Source organism: Agromyces sp. NPDC058104 (assembly GCF_042884835.1).
Taxonomy (GTDB): domain Bacteria; phylum Actinomycetota; class Actinomycetes; order Actinomycetales; family Microbacteriaceae; genus Agromyces.
On sequence record NZ_JBHVTD010000001.1, the window covers coordinates 1,101,135 to 1,117,067 of the forward strand.

General features: G+C 72.9%; 18 protein-coding genes and 1 pseudogene. 12 read left to right on the top strand and 7 right to left on the bottom strand.

All coding sequences use genetic code 11. From position 1 onward, the window contains the following. Window positions 1-868 (bottom strand): annotated as a pseudogene (locus tag ACFVTH_RS05205) (hypothetical protein); the annotation flags it as partial. Window positions 869-1,044: 176 nt separating this feature from the next. On the opposite strand from ACFVTH_RS05205, the gene ACFVTH_RS05210 reads away from it, so the two are divergent. From ACFVTH_RS05210 to ACFVTH_RS05220, 3 genes are read left to right on the top strand one after another with little or no spacing between them, the layout of a single operon-like run. After that, window positions 1,045-2,235, top strand: a complete 1,191-nt coding sequence (locus ACFVTH_RS05210; RefSeq protein ID WP_387087401.1) for a hemin ABC transporter substrate-binding protein — start codon at window positions 1,045-1,047, stop codon at window positions 2,233-2,235. A 4-nt stretch (window positions 2,236-2,239) separates the two neighbouring features. After that, complete coding sequence (locus tag ACFVTH_RS05215) at window positions 2,240-3,457, top strand: FecCD family ABC transporter permease (protein WP_387087403.1); 1,218 nt, start codon at window positions 2,240-2,242, stop codon at window positions 3,455-3,457. Next, on the top strand, window positions 3,454-4,287 hold the full coding sequence (locus ACFVTH_RS05220; protein ID WP_387087405.1) for a heme ABC transporter ATP-binding protein: 834 nt from the start codon (window positions 3,454-3,456) through the stop codon (window positions 4,285-4,287). Before ACFVTH_RS05215 ends, ACFVTH_RS05220 begins: the two co-directional genes overlap by 4 nt. Window positions 4,288-4,297: 10 nt before the next feature. Here the strand turns inward: ACFVTH_RS05220 and ACFVTH_RS05225 are convergent, their stop codons facing one another. Continuing rightward, window positions 4,298-4,678 carry a sterol carrier family protein gene (locus ACFVTH_RS05225; RefSeq protein WP_387087407.1) on the bottom strand — a complete coding sequence of 127 codons (381 nt, stop codon included), beginning with the start codon at window positions 4,676-4,678 and terminating at the stop codon, window positions 4,298-4,300. A gap of 73 nt (window positions 4,679-4,751) precedes the next feature. On the opposite strand from ACFVTH_RS05225, the gene purD reads away from it, so the two are divergent. The 4 genes from purD (at window position 4,752) to ACFVTH_RS05245 (ending at window position 7,961) form a co-directional block, all read left to right on the top strand. After that, window positions 4,752-6,095 carry a phosphoribosylamine--glycine ligase gene (gene purD, locus ACFVTH_RS05230; protein WP_387087409.1) on the top strand — a complete coding sequence of 448 codons (1,344 nt, stop codon included), beginning with the start codon at window positions 4,752-4,754 and terminating at the stop codon, window positions 6,093-6,095. Between the two features lie 19 nt (window positions 6,096-6,114). Further along, on the top strand, window positions 6,115-7,071 hold the full coding sequence (locus tag ACFVTH_RS05235; RefSeq protein ID WP_387087411.1) for a phosphoribosylaminoimidazolesuccinocarboxamide synthase: 957 nt from the start codon (window positions 6,115-6,117) through the stop codon (window positions 7,069-7,071). Window positions 7,072-7,162: 91 nt separating this feature from the next. Continuing rightward, window positions 7,163-7,537, top strand: coding sequence for a helix-turn-helix transcriptional regulator (locus ACFVTH_RS05240; protein ID WP_387088741.1), 375 nt, complete (start codon window positions 7,163-7,165; stop codon window positions 7,535-7,537). Between the two features lie 10 nt (window positions 7,538-7,547). Beyond that, entirely contained in the window at window positions 7,548-7,961 is a 414-nt protein-coding gene (locus ACFVTH_RS05245; protein ID WP_387087413.1) for a VOC family protein, read from the top strand. A 19-nt stretch (window positions 7,962-7,980) separates the two neighbouring features. Here the strand turns inward: ACFVTH_RS05245 and ACFVTH_RS05250 are convergent, their stop codons facing one another. The 4 genes from ACFVTH_RS05250 to ACFVTH_RS05265 are packed head-to-tail and all read right to left on the bottom strand — an operon-like array spanning window position 7,981 to window position 10,724. Then, window positions 7,981-8,889 (bottom strand): dihydrodipicolinate synthase family protein, encoded by a 909-nt coding sequence (locus tag ACFVTH_RS05250; protein WP_387087415.1) that lies wholly within the window; start codon window positions 8,887-8,889, stop codon window positions 7,981-7,983. 4 nt (window positions 8,890-8,893) lie between these two features. Further along, a complete protein-coding gene (locus ACFVTH_RS05255; RefSeq protein ID WP_387087417.1) occupies window positions 8,894-9,235 on the bottom strand; it encodes an antibiotic biosynthesis monooxygenase family protein in 342 nt (113 codons plus the stop codon). Continuing rightward, on the bottom strand, window positions 9,232-10,122 hold the full coding sequence (locus ACFVTH_RS05260; RefSeq protein WP_387087419.1) for a DMT family transporter: 891 nt from the start codon (window positions 10,120-10,122) through the stop codon (window positions 9,232-9,234). Before ACFVTH_RS05260 ends, ACFVTH_RS05255 begins: the two co-directional genes overlap by 4 nt. After that, window positions 10,119-10,724 carry a helix-turn-helix domain-containing protein gene (locus ACFVTH_RS05265; protein ID WP_387087421.1) on the bottom strand — a complete coding sequence of 202 codons (606 nt, stop codon included), beginning with the start codon at window positions 10,722-10,724 and terminating at the stop codon, window positions 10,119-10,121. Before ACFVTH_RS05265 ends, ACFVTH_RS05260 begins: the two co-directional genes overlap by 4 nt. 126 nt (window positions 10,725-10,850) lie before the next feature. Here ACFVTH_RS05265 and ACFVTH_RS05270 point away from each other — a divergent pair, with 126 nt between their 5' ends. The 3 genes from ACFVTH_RS05270 (at window position 10,851) to ACFVTH_RS05280 (ending at window position 13,087) form a co-directional block, all read left to right on the top strand. Then, on the top strand, window positions 10,851-11,693 hold the full coding sequence (locus tag ACFVTH_RS05270; protein WP_387088744.1) for a VOC family protein: 843 nt from the start codon (window positions 10,851-10,853) through the stop codon (window positions 11,691-11,693). A gap of 28 nt (window positions 11,694-11,721) precedes the next feature. Beyond that, on the top strand, window positions 11,722-12,411 hold the full coding sequence (locus ACFVTH_RS05275) for an MOSC domain-containing protein (protein WP_387087423.1): 690 nt from the start codon (window positions 11,722-11,724) through the stop codon (window positions 12,409-12,411). 94 nt (window positions 12,412-12,505) lie between these two features. Continuing rightward, a complete protein-coding gene (locus tag ACFVTH_RS05280) occupies window positions 12,506-13,087 on the top strand; it encodes a response regulator transcription factor (RefSeq protein ID WP_387087425.1) in 582 nt (193 codons plus the stop codon). A gap of 25 nt (window positions 13,088-13,112) precedes the next feature. Here ACFVTH_RS05280 and ACFVTH_RS05285 read toward each other — a convergent pair whose 3' ends face one another. Continuing rightward, window positions 13,113-13,763 (bottom strand): TetR/AcrR family transcriptional regulator, encoded by a 651-nt coding sequence (locus ACFVTH_RS05285; protein ID WP_387087427.1) that lies wholly within the window; start codon window positions 13,761-13,763, stop codon window positions 13,113-13,115. A gap of 223 nt (window positions 13,764-13,986) precedes the next feature. Between ACFVTH_RS05285 and kynA the strand changes: the two genes are divergently transcribed. Both kynA and ACFVTH_RS05295 read left to right on the top strand, forming a co-directional pair. Continuing rightward, window positions 13,987-14,880, top strand: coding sequence for a tryptophan 2,3-dioxygenase (kynA, locus tag ACFVTH_RS05290; protein ID WP_387087429.1), 894 nt, complete (start codon window positions 13,987-13,989; stop codon window positions 14,878-14,880). A 1-nt stretch (window position 14,881) separates the two neighbouring features. Next, on the top strand, window positions 14,882-15,919 hold the full coding sequence (locus ACFVTH_RS05295) for a hypothetical protein (protein WP_387087431.1): 1,038 nt from the start codon (window positions 14,882-14,884) through the stop codon (window positions 15,917-15,919). The last annotated feature ends 14 nt before the right edge of the window (window positions 15,920-15,933 follow it).

Below are 15,933 nucleotides of genomic sequence, written 5' to 3' on the forward strand. Positions count from 1 at the left end.
TCGACGTCACCGTGAACTGCGTCGTGAACGAGCCGTCCGCCTCGAGCTTCACCATCGACGGCGAACGCGGCGACGGCGTCACGAGCTTCGCACCCGTCGTGCACCCGGCCGAGATGAACGCGAACGACACCTCCTCGAGCGGCACGTCCGTGCACAACGTCAGGTACATCGCCTGCGACGGGTTGTAGTTCTTGCCCGTCACCGTCACCGTCTCACCCTCGGCAGCAAGCCCCGCCGACTTCGACAACGACAGCACCGGCTTCGGCGCGGGGTCGACCGGGTCCACCGGGTCCACGGGGTCGACCGGATCCACCGGATCCACCGGATCCACCGGATCCACCGGGTCCACCGGGTCCACCGGGTCCACCGGGTCCACGGGGTCGACCGGGTCGACGGGCGCGGCCGCGTAGACGACGGCGGTCTTCGTGTCCTGCGAGAGGTCGCCCATCATGCCGCCGCCGTGCGCGCGGGAGGTGAAGACGGCCAGCTCGGCGTCGCCCAGCGCGGGCACCTGGATCTGCAGCTCGAACGACCCGTCGGCCGACATCGGCGCGCGCGTCGCGGTCGCCGCCAGCCCGGTCGCGACCCAGACCGTGCCGCTCTCGGCGATTCCGGCCGAGTAGAACCCGGCGGCCGATGCGGGCCCGACGCCGATGTAGATGCCGGTCCGGTCGGCGGTGAAGCCCGAGCCGGTGACGGTGACGGCTCCGCCGTCTCGGGGCGCCTCGGTCACGGCGACCGTCGGGCCTCCGTCGGCGAGCGCGGGCGCGGCGGCGGTAAGCGAGCCGCCGAGTGCGAGCGCGAGCGCGACGAGGCCGGCGAGCCATCGACGTCTCTGGTGGGTGGGTGCAGCCGACGGTGTCTTCACGACGCGGTCCTTTTCGGGCATGGCGATCAGGCGCGCCTGACGCACGCGGATCGCGGGAATGGGGGCGCCCGAGCCATCGCAGAGAGCCCGCGAGTTAGCTTAGGCTTAGCTAACAAGCTAGATGGCCGGTTCTTCCGGTGTCAAGCCGGTTCATAGGTAAGGCTAACCTTAAGTCGATGGCACTCCACCCCGCCCCGTCACCCGAGACGCACACCCGCCCGCCGCTCACCCGGCGGGCGTTCCGCGCGCGCCTGACCGGGGCCGCCGCCCTGCTCCTCACGGTCCCGCTCGTCCTCAGCGGCTGCGCCGCCCCCTCCTCGGCCGACCCAGGTGGTGCGCTCGAGCCCGAGTGCCTCGGCACCGAGATTCCGTTCGCCGAGCTCGCCCTCGCCGAGTCGCCGCGCGAGCTCGATGGCCCGTCGACCGCCTGCCTCGCCGACGCGACGCTGCCCGTCATCGATTCGGACGAGCAGCCGGCCCTGCCCGTCACGCTCACCGACGCGAGCGGCGCCGAGGTCACGGTGGAGCGGGCCGACCGCGTGCTCGCCCTCGACATCGCCGGCACCCTCGCCGCGACCGTGCACGGCCTCGGCCTCGGCGAGTTGCTCGTCGGCCGCGACGGCTCCACCGGCTTCGCCGAGGCCGCCGACCTTCCCGTCGTGACCCACGACGGCCACTCGATCAGCGCCGAGGCGATCCTCGCGCTCGACCCCGACGTCGTCATCACCGACACGACGCTCGGCCCGCGCTCGGTGCTCGAGCAGCTCCGCGACGCCGGCATCCCGGTCGTCACGACCACCCGCGAGCGCAGCGTCGACAACGTCGACGAGATCATCGCCGAGGTCGCCGCCGCCCTGGGCGTGCCCGCCCGCGGCGACGCGCTGGCGAAGCTCGTCGGCGACGAGCTCGACCGGGTGAACGCCGAGATCGCCGCAGCGATCCCCGCCGACGCGGCCGATCGTCCGCGAACGCTCTTCCTCTACGTGCGTGGCGACGCGAACGTCTACTACCTCTTCGGCGCCGAGTCGGGCGCCGACTCGCTCATCGACGCCGTCGGCGGCGTCGACGTCGCCGAGGAGATCGGCTGGGTCGGCATGCGTCCCATCACGGCCGAGGCCCTCGTCGAGGCGAAGCCCGAGCTCGTGCTGCTCATGTCGGGCGGCCTCGAGTCGGTCGGCGGCGTCGACGGGCTGCTCGAACGCCTGCCGGCGCTCGCCTCGACGCCCGCGGGCCAGCACCGACGCTTCGTCGACATGGCCGACACCGAGATCCTCGGGTTCGGCCCGCGCACTCCGGCCGTCGTCGAGGCGCTCGCGCGCGCGATCTACGCGCCCACCGAGTCGGGCCCCGCGAGCGACGGCGAGTGACGCGATGACCGACGTGACCGACACGGCAGCGACCGCCGCGGCGATCCCCGCCGCGAGCGAAGCCCGATCGACGCCCACCGCCGCGAGCGAAGCCCGATCGACGCCCACCGCCGCGAGCGAAGCCCGATCGACGCCCACCGCCGCGCCGGCCGCGCCCGCCGCGCCCGCCGCCCGACCGGGCACGCCGCGCACGGCTCTGCGCCGTGGCATCCTCATCGGCGGCCTCTCGATCGCCCTGCTCGTCGCGATCGTCTGGTCCGCGGGCAGCGGGCAGTTGCAGATCCCCCCGGGCGAGGTCTGGGCGTCCATCCTCCGGTCGCTCGGGCTGAGCGACGCCCCCGAGGCCGTGCCGAACGCCGACTCGGCGCTCTGGACGATCCGGTTCCCGCGCGTCGCGATGGCGATCCTCATCGGCGCGGCGCTCGCGATCGCGGGCACCGTGATGCAGGCCGTGTTCGCGAACCCGCTCGCCGAACCCGGTATCGTCGGCGTCTCCTCGGGCGCCGCCCTCGGCGCGGCCGCCTCGATCGTGCTCGGCTGGACGGCGTTCGGCGAGTGGGCGACCGCGGGCGCCGCGTTCGCGGCCGGTCTCGCGACGACGCTCATCGTCTACTTCGCGAGCCGCTCGGGCGGCCGCACCGAGGTCGTGACGCTGGTGCTCACCGGCATCGCGATCAACGCCTTCGCCCAGGGCGCGCTCGCGCTCTTCACCTTCCTCGGCGACACGCAGAGCCGCGAGGAGATCGTGTTCTGGCAGCTCGGCTCGCTCAACGGCGCCCGCTGGAGCGAGGTCGCCGTGATGCTGCCGCTCGTCGCGGTCGGCATCGCGATCTCGTTCGTGCTCGCCCGGCGACTCGACCTGTTCAGCCTCGGCGAGCGCGGCGCCCGGCACCTCGGCGTGCACGTCGAACGGGTGCGGATCGTCTCGATCGTCGTGGTCGCGGTGCTCACCTGCGCGGCCGTCGCGTTCGCGGGCATCATCGCGTTCGTCGGGCTCATCGTGCCGCACCTCATGCGCATGGTGATCGGCCCGGCGCACCGGCCCCTGCTCGTGGCCGGGGCACTCGGCGGCGCACTGCTGCTCGTGCTCGCCGACCTCTTCGCCCGCACCGCGGTGCCGATGGCCGACCTGCCGATCGGCATGCTCACCTCGCTCGTCGGCGGGCCGTTCTTCTTCTGGCTGCTGCGCCGCACCCGCAAGCGCTCGGGAGGATGGGGATGACCCCGCCCACGACCGGCACGGCCGGAACGACCGCCGCGGCGGAGCCGACCGGTGCGCTCGCATCGGGCGCCCTCGAGACCCGCGCACTGACCGTCCGCATCGACGACGCGACGCTGCTCCACGAGGTCGACTTCCACGCGACGCCCGGTCGCGTGCACGCGCTCATCGGCCCGAACGGCGCCGGCAAGTCGACGCTCCTCGGCGTGCTCGCCGGCGACCGCCGGCCGAGCTCGGGCTCGGTCGCCCTCGACGGGCGCGAGCTCGGGGCCTGGCCGCTGCGCGAGCTCGCACGGGCCCGCGCGGTGCTCACGCAGGAGCACCAGGTGACCTTCCCGTTCCCGGTGCGCGAGGTCGTCGAGATGGGCCGGCACCCCTGGGCGCGCACCGCCGAGGCCGACGCCGACGAGAGCGCGGTCGACCGGGCGATGCGTGCGACGGATGTCGCGCACCTCGGCCTGCGCACCGTGCCGTCGCTCTCGGGCGGCGAGCGGGCGCGCGTCGCGCTCGCCCGGGTGATCGCCCAGCAGGCGCCCGTGATGCTGCTCGACGAGCCGACCGCGGCGCTCGACCTGCGGCACCAGGAGGACGTGCTGCGCCTCGCCCGCGCGCACGCCGAGGCGGGTGACACCGTGGTGGTCGTGCTGCACGACCTGAATCTCGCGGCGGCCTACGCCGACGACGTCACCCTGCTCGACCGCGGCCGCGTGGTGACCACCGGCGCGCCCGCCGAGGTGCTCACGGCCGAGCGCATCGAGGCGGTCTACGGGCAGCCCGTCGAGGTCGTACCGCACCCCCGCACAGGCGTGCCGCTCGTGCTGCCCGTGCGCTGAGCCGGGTCGTTCAGACGACCGGCAGCAGCCCGTCGAGCTCGGCCCGCTGCCCCGAGGCGTGCACGCGCCCGCTCGTGCGCGCGTCGGCCCACGACAGGCGGCCGGTCGCGAGTGCGAGCCAGGTCGAGGCATCCGTCTCGATCACGTTCGGCGGCGTGCCGCGCGTGTGCTTCGGGCCCTCGACGCACTGCACCGCCGCGAACGGCGGCACGCGCACCTCGAGGGTGCCGCCCGGCGCACGTTCGGCGAGCAGCTGCAGCGAGTACCGCACCGCGAGCGCCAGGGTCGAGCGGTCGACGGATGCCGCGGCGTCGCCGCCGTCGGCCGTCACCGCGCCCACCGTGGCGAGCGCCGCCTGTCCGATGTCGTCGCCGATCCTCGCTCGTGCCATGCCCCCATCCTCTCAGGGGGCACCGACCAAGGCACCGACGAGGCCGCCCGGCCGGACGGGGTAGCCTGATGCGGTGAGAATCCTCGTCCTCGGCTCGGGCGCGCGCGAGCACGCCATCATCCTCGCGCTCCTCGATGAGGAGGCCGGGCACGAGATCGTCGCCGCTCCCGGCAACGCGGGCATCGCGGCATCCCCGACCTCGTCGGCCCGCGGCAGCGTGACGACCGTGGCGCTCGACGCGAGCGACCCGGCCCTCGTCACCGACTACGCGCGCGACAACGGCATCGAGCTCGTCGTCGTCGGCCCCGAGGCGCCGCTCGTGGCGGGCGTCGCCGACGCGGTCCGCGCCGCCGGCATCCCGGTGTTCGGTCCGGGCAAGCGGGCCGCGGCGCTCGAGGGGTCGAAGACCTTCGCGAAGCGCATCATGGAGGCCGCGAACGTGCCGACCGGCCGGGCGAAGCTCATCGCCGAGCTCGACGAGGTCGCGGCGACGCTCGACGAGTTCGGCGCCCCGTACGTCGTGAAGGCCGACGGCCTCGCAGCCGGCAAGGGCGTGCTCGTCACGGAGGACCGCGACGCCGCGCTCGCGCACGCCGCCCACTACCTGCAGCAGGGCCCCGTGCTCGTCGAGGAGTTCCTCGACGGCCAGGAGGTCTCGCTGTTCCTCCTCTCCGACGGCACGAACGTGCTGCCGCTCTCGCCCGCGCAGGACTTCAAGCGCCTGCGCGACGGCGATGCCGGCCCCAACACCGGCGGCATGGGCGCGTACTCGCCGCTGCCGTGGCTCGACGACGCGGTCGACGGCCGCGGCGGCCGCTTCGGCAGCGAGCAGGCCTTCGTCGACGAGGTCATCGAGACCATCGCCCTGCCGACCGTTCGGCAGCTCGCCGACGAGCAGACGCCGTTCATCGGCCTGCTCTACGCGGGGCTCATCCTCACCTCGCGCGGCATCCGGGTGATCGAGTTCAACGCGCGCTTCGGCGACCCCGAGACGCAGGTCGTGCTGCCGCGCCTCGAGACCCCGCTCTCGGGGCTGCTGCTCGCGGCGGCGACCGGCGGCCTGGGCGAGCTCGAGCGCCCGGTGTTCAGCGCCGAGGCGGCCGTGACCGTGGTGCTCGCGAGCGAGGGCTACCCCGAGTCGCCCGAGACGGGCCGGGTCATCGAGGGTCTCGAGGCTGCGGCATCCGTGCCGGGGGTGCACCTCGCGCACGCCGCGACCGCCGTCGGCTCCCTGCCCGACGACGCCCAGGCCGGCGACGAAGCCCCGCTGCTCTCGACCGGCGGCCGCGTGCTCAACGTCGTCGCCGTCGGCGACGGCTTCGCCGAGGCCCGGCGCCGGGCGTACGAGGCACTGGGCCACATCCGCCTCGACGGCGCCCAGTACCGCACCGACATCGCGGCGCGCGTCGCCGAGTGACCCCGCACGAGGAGCGAGCATGAGCGAGAACGCAGAACTGGCCGGCTGGACCCACGTCTACTCGGGCAAGGTGCGCGACCTCTTCGTGCCGACGAAGCTGATGACCGACGACGACAGCTGGACGGGCGACCCGCTCGCCACCTCGCCCGTCGTGCTCGTCGTCGCGAGCGACCGGGTCAGCGCCTACGACCACCTGCTCGAGCCCGCGATCCCCGGCAAGGGGGCGCTGCTCACCTCGCTGACCCACTGGTGGTTCGACCAGCTGCCCGAGGTGCCCAACCACCTCGCGCACCCGCTCGACGACCGGCTCGAGGCGCTCGAGCTGCCCGAGGTGCCGGCCGAGGTCGCCGACCGGGCGACGCTCTGCCGCACGCTCGACATGTTCCCGATCGAGTGCGTCGTGCGCGGCTACCTCACCGGCGGCGGCTACAAGGAATACGTCGAGACCGGCGCGATCGGCGGCATCCCGCTGCCCGAGGGCCTCGAGAACGGCGACCGCCTGCCCGAGCCGATCTACACCCCCGCGTGGAAGGCCCCGCTCGGCGAGCACGACGAGAACATCAGCTATGAGCGCACGGTCGAGCTCGTCGGCGACGTCGTCGCCGAGCAGCTGCGCGCGCTCTCGCTCGAGATCTTCGCCCGCGCCTCCGAGATCGCCGAGGCCCGCGGCGTGATCCTCGCCGACACGAAGTTCGAGTTCGGCGCCGACCGCGCCACGGGCATCGTGACGCTCGCCGACGAGGTGCTCACGAGCGATTCGAGCCGCTACTGGGATGCCGCGGTCTTCGCCTCGGCGGCGACGCCCGAGCTGCGCATGGCGAGCTTCGACAAGCAGATCGTGCGCGACTGGCTCAGCGCCAACTGGGACCAGGAGGTCTCGGAGACGCCGCCGACGCTCCCCCACGAGATCGTCGAGCAGACGGCGGCGCGCTACCGCGAGCTGCTCGAACGTCTCGAGCAGCCCGCCGGCGTCTGACGAGGCATCCCGCCCGGTTCGCACCGCCCTGTGCCAGAGTGGTGACGTGAACCTCGACGATCTGGTGCGCCTGCGCCGGGCCCGCGACACGATGGACCGCGACTACGAGCAGCCGCTCGACGTCGAGGCGCTCGCGCGCGTCGCGCTGATGTCGTCGGGGCACTTCTCGCGCAGCTTCCGCGAGGCCTACGGCGAGACGCCCTACGGCTACCTGATGACCCGGCGCATCGAGCGGGCGAAGGCGCTGCTGCGCCGCGGCGACCTCAGTGTCACCGAGGTCTGCTTCGCGGTGGGCTGTACCTCGCTCGGGTCGTTCAGCACGCGGTTCACCGAGCTCGTCGGCGAGAGCCCGAGCGCCTACCGGGCCCGTTCGCACGAGGTCGCGGCGCCCATTCCGGCGTGCATCGTGAAGATCCAGACGCGACCCGTCAGGAATGGAGAAGCGGGCAAGATCGCGCCTCGGTAGCGTCGGGGTCATGGACATCTCACTCTCCCAGTGCTTCATCGCCGTCGACGACCACGAGACCGCGATAACGTTCTACCGCGACGTGCTCGGCCTCGAGGTGCGCAACGACATCGCGTACGAGGGCATGCGATGGGTCACCGTCGGCTCGCCGTCGCAGCCCGACGTGAACATCGTGCTCGAGCCGCCGATCGCCGACCCGAACGCCACCCAGGCCGACAAGGATGCCGCGGCGCAACTGCTGGCCAAGGGCCTGCTGCGCGGCGTGAACTTCATGACCCCCGACGTCGACGCGACGTTCGAGACGATCCGCGCGGCCGGCGCCGACGTGCTGCAGGAGCCGATGGACCAGTTCTACGGGGTCCGCGACTGCGCGTTCCGCGACCCTGCGGGCAACATGCTGCGCTTCAGCCAGCCGCGCGCGTAACCGCGCCTGCGTCGCTCGGCTACTCGTCGAGCGAGAGCGCCTCGACGACGTCGGCGACGCGTGCGCGCTGCGCCTCGTCGAGCCCGAGGATCGGGCGCGGCAGGCACCGGGCGGGCGCGAGCCCGAGCTGCTCGGCGATCGCGGCGACGACGCGCAGGCTGCCGCCGAACTCGGCGAACAGCCTCCACAGCGGGTCGAGCCGGGCCGACTCGGCGATCGCCTCGTCGGAGCGCCCCGCCCGCGCCGCCCGCGTGATGCGGAGGGCGGGCTCGGGCAGCGTGCCGGCGATCACCGAGTACCAGGCGTCGCACCCGGCGATGAGCGCGGTGGCCGCGTGGGCGTCACCCGAGATGCCGATGGTCACGTGCGACGGCACGGCCGCCCGGATGGCCGCCACCCGCTCGCGCGTCGCCGCGACGTCGAGCGGCTTGCCCGGGATCTTGATCGACGCGACGGCCGGCAGCTCGGCGAGGCGGGCGTAGAGCTCCGTGCTGAATGCGAAGTGCGTCGTCGCGGGGTTGTCGTAGACGATGATCGGCAGCGCGGTGCTCGCGGCGACCTCGCGGAAGAGCTCGGCCACGTCGTCGTCCGTGAGCGGCTGGTACGACATCGGGGCGAGCAGCAGGCCGCGGGCACCGGCCTCCTCGGCGGCGCGGGCGTTCGCGAGCACGTCGGAGGTGCGGAGCGCTCCGATGCCCACGAACACCGGAGTCTCCCCCGCGTGCGCGACCGCGAGCCGGGCGACCCTGGCCCGCTCCTCGCCCGACAGGTAGGCGTACGACCCCGTCGAGCCGAGCGCGGTGATCGAATCGACACCCGCGTCGGCGAGGCGCTCGACGAGGCCGACGAACGCCCGCTCATCGACGGCGTCATCGGCCAGGGGCGTGAGCGGGAACGCGCTGAGCCCGCTGAAGATCCTCTCGGCCATGCGGCTACGCCTCCTTCGGCACGTGCGCGAGGCCGAGCGTCGGGTTGCCGTAGACCGTCTGCACCTCGGAGATGACGACCCGGTACTCGCCGAGCCACTCGCCGTTGCGGCCCTTTGCGATGCGATGGGTGTCCATGCCGACGAGCTCGCGCAGTGCCTCCATGCTCGACCAGTAGTAGACCTCCGCGTGCAGGCCGGTGGTCTCGTTGTGCCATTCCTCCTCACCGAGGAACCCGGGGATGGCTCGGGCGCGCTCGGCGATCTCGTCGTTGAGGCGATGGAACGCGTCATCCAGTTCGCCGATCTCGAAGATGAACGTCGAGCTGTACTTGGGTTGCGTGTTCATACGCGCTCCTCCAACGGTGCGGGATCGGGGTCGTCGCTCGGTCGCGATCGGATGCCTCCGCGCTGCGCGCCGGCGCCCGCGAGCACGACGAGCACGATGCCCGCGAGCTGCGCCCACGACGGGATCTGCGCGAGCACGATGACGCCGATCAGCACGCCGAAGGCGGGCTCGAGCGCCATGAGCGTGCCGAAGGCGGTGTGGGTCATGCGCCGGAGCGCGAGCATCTCGAGGCCGAACGGGATCACCGGGGCGAGCAGCGCGATGCCCGCGGCGACGAGGAGCACGCGCCAGTCGAGCTCGCCGATCACCTGCGGAACGCCCACGAACGCCGTCACGACCGCCGCGATCGGGATCGTGATCGACAGGCCGCTGACGCCCGGGAAACGATCGCCGACGCGCTGCGTGAGCAGGATGTAGATACCCCAGCCGGCGCCGGCGAGCGCGGCGAATCCGACGCCGAGCAGGTCGACCTCGCCGTGCCACGGCTCGGTGAGCAGCACGACGCCGGCGAGCGCGAGCACCGGCCAGACGAGCATCCGGCGGGTGTGGCTGCGGATCGCGGCGACGGCGAGCGGGCCGAGGAACTCGATCGCGACGGCCGTGCCGAGGGGGATGCGCTCGATCGCCGCGAGGAACGCGACCATCATGATGCCGGTGGCGACGCCGAGGCCGAGCAGCGGCAGCACGTCGACGCGCCGGATCCGGCGGAGCGGCGGTCGCGCGATGAGGATGAAGAAGAGGCCGCCGAACGCCAGGCGCAGCCACGCGGTGCCGGCCGCGCCGAGTTGCTCGACCAACGGCACCGAGAGCGCGGCGCCCGCCTGGATCAGCAGCATCGAGGCCACCGCCATCGTCCACGGCGGGATCCGATCGGTCGCGCGGCTCACGAGCGTGCCTCCCGGTGCGACGACCCGACTCCGAACTCGAACACCGCGAGCGAGAAGCGGGCGGTGCCGGCCGAGCGGTTGGCGTAGGCGTGGTCGACGTCGCCCGAGAAGGTCAGGGCGTCGCCCGCCGCGAGCGCGTGGGCGGCGCCGGCGACCTCGATGACGACCTCGCCCGCGATCACGTGCAGCAGCTCGCGCGTGCCCGTCGAGTGCGCCTCGCTCGCATGGCGTTCACCGGGCTCGAGGGTCCAGTCCCAGAGCTCGACCACGTCGGGCGACTCGATGCCGGCGACGAGCACGCCGCGGCCGCCGTGCTCGCCGGTCCACAGCACGGCCCCCTCGCCGTGCCGGGTCACCTCGACGAGGTCGGACGCCTCGGCTCGCGCCTGCACGAGCGCGGGCAGGCGCACGCCGAGCGCGTCGGCGAGTCGCAGCAGCGTGCCGATGCTCGGGTTCACGGTGCCCTGCTCGACGTTGACGATCATGCGACGGCTCACCCCGGCCTCGGCCGCGAGGCGGTCGAGCGTCCAGTCGCGCGCCTGCCGCTGCGCGCGCACACGGCGCCCGATCGCGAGTGCGAGGGTCTCCGTCTCCTCATCCATCAGTGCAGCATAATGCACTAGCGCCGACCTCTCGGAATACCTTCGCCGAGGCATCCGTTATCATTAGTTGTGCTTACAACCAATGGGGCGCCCGAAGGCGCCGGACTCCTCGCCGCCGACACCGGGATGGGCGCGGTGACCCTGCGCGTCGCCGACCTCGACGGCATGATCCGCTACTACCGCGACGGCGTGACCCTCGAACTGCTGAGCCACGACGGCCCCGTCGCCGTGCTCGGCCGCGGCACGACGCCGGTCGTGATCCTGCAGCACGCGCCCGAGCTGAAGCACGCGTCGCCGCGCGACGCGGGGCTCTTCCACACGGCCGTCCTGTTCGACACCCGCGAGGCGCTCGCGACCGCGATCGCCTCGGTCGCGACCCGCTACCCCGGCACCTTCACGGGCAGCGCCGACCACCTCGTGAGCGAGGCGTTCTACTTCACCGACCCCGAGGGCAACGGCGTCGAGCTGTACTTCGACCGCGACCGCTCCACGTGGAGCTGGGTGCACGGCACCGTCGAGATGGCGACCATCTCCCTCGACCCGAACGGCTACCTGCGAGACCATCTCGGCGAGACCGGCACCGCCGCCGTCGCGAGCGGCGAGAAGCTCGGCGACGCGGTCGTCGGGCACGTGCACCTCTCGGTCGGCGACGTCGCGAGCGCCCGCGAGTTCTACGTCGAACGGCTCGGCTTCGAGACGACCGCCGAGATGGGCGACCAGGCGCTGTTCGTCTCGGCCGGCGGCTACCACCACCACATGGCGATGAACACGTGGAACAGCCGCGGCGCCGGCCGTCGCGGGCTCGCGCTCGGTCTCGGCAAGGTCGAGATCGTCGTGCCGACCGCCGATGACCTCGGCGCACTCGGCGAGCGCATGGCGCATTACCGCGTCGGCACCCGCGACGACGGCCGCACCCTCTCGTTCGACGACCCGTGGGCGAACCTCGTCGAGGTACGCGCCGCGGAGTGAACAGGCCGGCCACGGATAGGCTGAGCCGATGACCTTTCCGCTGCGCTCGATCCGCCGATACCCCGTCAAGGCCATGGGCGGCGAGGCACTGACCGAGGTGCAGCTCGACGCGCGAGGCCTGCCCGGCGACCGCGGCTTCGCCGTGGCCGACGACGACGGCAAGTTCGCGTCGGGCAAGAACACGCGGCGGTTCCGGCGGCGTGATGCGGTGTTCGCGTACGCGGCGTCGACGATGACGGATGGCTCGGTGCGAGTGCAGCGCGAGGCATCCGTGTGGCTCGTGGGCGAAGCCGAGCTCGACGCCGACCTCACCGAGCTCATGGGCGCGAACGTGCGCGTCATCCCCGAGGGCGACGTCTCGATGCAGGACGGCGGGCAGATCTCGATCGTCGGCACCGCGTCGCTCGCGTGGTGCGCCGAGCACTTCGGCATCGACGCCGACCCGCGCCGGCTGCGCGTCAACCTCGTCGTCGAGACCGACGAGCCGTTCGTCGAGGAGACGTGGCTCGGGCAGGAGATCACGGTCGGCGATGCCCGCCTTCGGGTCGTCGAGCGCATCGAGCGATGCCGCACCGTCGACGTCGCGCAGGACGGCACGACCGCCGAGGGGCGCCTGCTGAAGCCACTGACCAAGGCGCGCGAGATGTCGCTCGCCGTCTACGCGGAGGTCGTCGAGCCCGCCGTCATCCGCGTCGGCGACCCAGTGTCGCAGGGCTGACGCCCGCAACCGGGCGGATCGGGAACCCCAGCGCACCTTCCGGACATATTCCTTACAGTGGCCGTGCCCGACGGCCCCTGCGAGGGAGCCCGACATGCACCACGACCGGAGCGAGGTCCGAGCGGTGGTCGCGTCACCGCGCCGCCTCATGCGCATCGCACTCTCGAACCTCCTGCGAGCGCAGGGCATCGGCTCCGTCCGCGAGGCCGCCGGCTACACCGAGGCGATCATCGCCGCAGATGCAGACCGCGCCCAGCTCGTCGTCGTCGACCTGGAGCTCTCGACCGAGCACGGCGCCGAGTTCCTGCACGAGCTCCGCGCGACGGGCGGCAACCCCCGCGTGCTCGCGTTGCACCGGGGCGTCGCCCCCGGCGAGTCGGGTCGCGATCGCGGCATCCTGCTGCTCGACCCCGACGCGGCACCGACGGAGCTCGCGAGCGCGGTGCAGACCCTCTGCGCCGGCCTCGGCGCGCATCGCCTGCCGTGCCTCACCCCGCGGCAGCTCGAGGTGCTCGCGCTGGTGGCGCGCGGTTACTCGAACGACGAGATCCGCCGCGAGCTGGTGATCAGCCTGCCGACCGTCAAGCAGCACGTGCGCGACATCTTCGCCCGGCTGGGCGCGAAGACCCGCCTCGAGGCGGTGAACCGGGCCCGCGCGAGCGGCGTCGTGGTCTAGGCCGGCGACCGCGCCGACACCGAGCTCACCTGGGCGCGGGCTTCGGCCCCTTCGCGTGCGACATGTCGTGGAACGCCGCGAAGTCCTGACCGGGCGTCGGCATCGGCGTCGTGCCCGGCCGCGCCCGCAGCCCGTCGAGCACGATGGTGAGCTGGCGCCGCCAGAACGGCAGGTACTCGCCGCCGTACTGGCCGAGCGAGCCGAGCATGTCGACCAGGATGCCGAGGTCGACGGCGGTCACGTCGGCGCGCAGCGCGCCCTCGGCCTGGGCGCGGGCGACGAGCCCCTCGACCAGCGGCTGGAACTCGATGCCCGGACGGTGCGCGGGGTCGAGCTCGGCGACCCGGCGCATGACCGCCGGCAGGTACGGCGCATCGGCGACCCAGGCGCCCAGCCGCTCGACGTAGAGCTCGACCGAGCGCCAGGCCGACTCGGCGCCGAGGATCTCGGGAGCGAGGTCGTGCAGCTCGGCGACCGCGGTGTCGTAGATCTCGCGGATGAGCGCGTCGCGGTTCGGGAAATGCCGGTACACGGTGCCGGCGCCGACCCCCGCGCGCGCCGCCAGCTCGTCGAGCGGCGCGTCGATGCCGCGCTCGGCGAAGAGCCGTCGCGCTTCGCGGAGCAGGCTTTCGTGATTACGCCGCGCGTCTCGACGCGACGACACCGACGAGGTCATCGCTTCACTGTACGCGCAATCATCGCGTATGATTCGGAGGGTCGTCTCCGTTTACCCGAGACGGATCGACGTTCCTTCGGGGGAAGAAGGATCGCGACGCGACGGGCACGAGCCGGCTGGACCGGGTGGGGGCGCCCGTCGCGTCGGTTTCTCCTCGGGAGCGAGGCCGGGGGCGGTCGGAACCGGGGACGCCGCCTCGAGCACCCGTGGTTAGGCTGGAGCCGTGACCCCTGCGCAACCTGAGACTGGCGAGGGCGCCGACGCCGGCGTCGCCGCGAACACCCGCACCATCGAGGCATCCGTCGTCACCGACTTCAGCGATCGCATGAGCTACGGGGGCTATCTCGACCTGCCGACCCTGCTCAGCGCGCAGCGGCCGATCTCTCGGCCCGAGCACCACGACGAGCTGCTGTTCATCATCCAGCACCAGACGACCGAGCTGTGGCTGAAGCTCGTGCTGCACGAGCTCGAGACGGCGCGCGACCTGCTGCGCGCCGACGAGCTCGGCCAGGCACTCAAGTGCATCGCCCGGGTCAAGCACATCCAGAAGACCCTCACCGAGCAGTGGTCGGTGCTCGCGACCCTGACGCCCGCCGAGTACGCCCAGTTCCGCGGGGTGCTCGGCAACGCGAGCGGGTTCCAGTCGTACCAGTACCGTGCGGTCGAGTTCGTGCTCGGCAACAAGAACGCGAAGATGCTGCAGATCTTCGAGTCGGATGCCGCGGCCACCGCCCTGCTGCGTCACGCACTCGAGTCGCCGAGCCTCTACGACGAGTTCCTGCGGCTGCTCGCGCGGGCGGGGTACCCGATCCCGGCGTCCGTGCTCGAGCGCGACGTGACCCTCGCCTGGACGTTCACCCCCGAGCTCGTGCCCGTCTTCGCGCAGATCTACGGCGACACCGCCGAGCACTGGTCGGCGTACGAGACCTGCGAAGAGCTCGTCGACCTCGAGGACAACTTCCAGCTCTGGCGGTTCCGGCACCTGAAGACGGTCGAGCGCATCATCGGCTCGAAGACCGGCACGGGCGGGTCGAGCGGGGCGCCCTTCCTCAAGCGGGCGCTCGAGCTGACCTTCTTCCCCGAGCTGTACGCCGTGCGCACGGAGATCCCCGGCTGAGATGACCTCCGACCCGCGCGACATCGACGTCGACCTCGGCCCGCTCGCCCGACGGGCGCGGCGATCGCTGAACGGCGACCACGCCGGCGAGCTCGGCGTCGTGCTGCCGCCGTTCCTCGACCACCACGTGCACGTCGAGATGACGCTGCCCGAGCAGGCGGTCGCGGGCGGCATCGCCGGTGTCGTCGACCTCGGCGCCAACCCGGCGGTCGTGGCCGCGTGGGCCGCGCGCGAGGGACTGCCCCGCGTCCGGTACGCGGGCGCGTTCCTGACCGCGATCGGCGGGTACCCGTCCGACCGGCCGTGGCTCCGCGAGGGCAGCCTCCGAGAGCTGCCGGCGGTCGAGACCGGCGCCGACGACGCCCCTCGGCAGGAGCGAACCGCCCTGCCCGGCCCCGTCGACTCGGCCGTCGACGAGCAGCAGGCGTTCGGCGCCTCGGTGGTGAAGGTCGTGCTCAACGCCGACGCGGGGCCGGTGTTCGATCGCTCGACGCTCGACGCGATCGTCGCCGCCGCGCACGCGCACGGACTCCCCGTCGCGGTGCATGCCGAGGGCGAGGGGTGCGCCGCGCTCTCGGTCGAGGTCGGCGCCGACGCCCTCGTGCACACTCCCTGGACCGAGCGGCTCGACGACGCGCTCATCGCGCGCGCCGCCGCCGGGCAGGTGTGGATCTCGACCCTCGCGATCCATGCTCGCGACTTCGGCGACGACTCCGCCGAGCTCGCCTGCGCGGTCGACAACCTCGCCCGCTTCCGCGCGGCCGGGGGCCGGGTGCTCTACGGCACCGATCTCGGCAACGGCGAGCAGCCCATCGGGGTGAACGCCGGCGAGCTCGCGTTGCTCGCGCGGGCCGGGCTCGCGGCATCCGAGCTCGTCGCCGCGCTGATCGACCCGTGGCCGCTCGCCGCGCGAGACACCTGGGCCCTCGACGGCGTCGCGACCTTCGTCCCCGGCGACCCGCCGACCTCCCCCGATTCCCTGCCCGACTGGCTCGCGAACGCGCGCGTCGTGCCCGCCGACGACCTGGAGCTGTTGTGACCCTCGACCCGAAC

Coding starts and splice junctions, on each gene's coding strand:
- ACFVTH_RS05210 (WP_387087401.1), top strand. CDS start 1,045: ATGGCACTCCACCCCGCCCCGTCACCCGAGACGCACACCCGCCCGCCG.
- ACFVTH_RS05215 (WP_387087403.1), top strand. CDS start 2,240: ATGACCGACGTGACCGACACGGCAGCGACCGCCGCGGCGATCCCCGCC.
- ACFVTH_RS05220 (WP_387087405.1), top strand. CDS start 3,454: ATGACCCCGCCCACGACCGGCACGGCCGGAACGACCGCCGCGGCGGAG.
- ACFVTH_RS05225 (WP_387087407.1), bottom strand. CDS start 4,678: ATGGCACGAGCGAGGATCGGCGACGACATCGGACAGGCGGCGCTCGCC.
- ACFVTH_RS05235 (WP_387087411.1), top strand. CDS start 6,115: ATGAGCGAGAACGCAGAACTGGCCGGCTGGACCCACGTCTACTCGGGC.
- ACFVTH_RS05240 (WP_387088741.1), top strand. CDS start 7,163: ATGGACCGCGACTACGAGCAGCCGCTCGACGTCGAGGCGCTCGCGCGC.
- ACFVTH_RS05245 (WP_387087413.1), top strand. CDS start 7,548: ATGGACATCTCACTCTCCCAGTGCTTCATCGCCGTCGACGACCACGAG.
- ACFVTH_RS05250 (WP_387087415.1), bottom strand. CDS start 8,889: ATGGCCGAGAGGATCTTCAGCGGGCTCAGCGCGTTCCCGCTCACGCCC.
- ACFVTH_RS05255 (WP_387087417.1), bottom strand. CDS start 9,235: ATGAACACGCAACCCAAGTACAGCTCGACGTTCATCTTCGAGATCGGC.
- ACFVTH_RS05265 (WP_387087421.1), bottom strand. CDS start 10,724: ATGGATGAGGAGACGGAGACCCTCGCACTCGCGATCGGGCGCCGTGTG.
- ACFVTH_RS05270 (WP_387088744.1), top strand. CDS start 10,851: ATGGGCGCGGTGACCCTGCGCGTCGCCGACCTCGACGGCATGATCCGC.
- ACFVTH_RS05275 (WP_387087423.1), top strand. CDS start 11,722: ATGACCTTTCCGCTGCGCTCGATCCGCCGATACCCCGTCAAGGCCATG.
- ACFVTH_RS05280 (WP_387087425.1), top strand. CDS start 12,506: ATGCACCACGACCGGAGCGAGGTCCGAGCGGTGGTCGCGTCACCGCGC.
- ACFVTH_RS05285 (WP_387087427.1), bottom strand. CDS start 13,763: ATGACCTCGTCGGTGTCGTCGCGTCGAGACGCGCGGCGTAATCACGAA.
- ACFVTH_RS05295 (WP_387087431.1), top strand. CDS start 14,882: ATGACCTCCGACCCGCGCGACATCGACGTCGACCTCGGCCCGCTCGCC.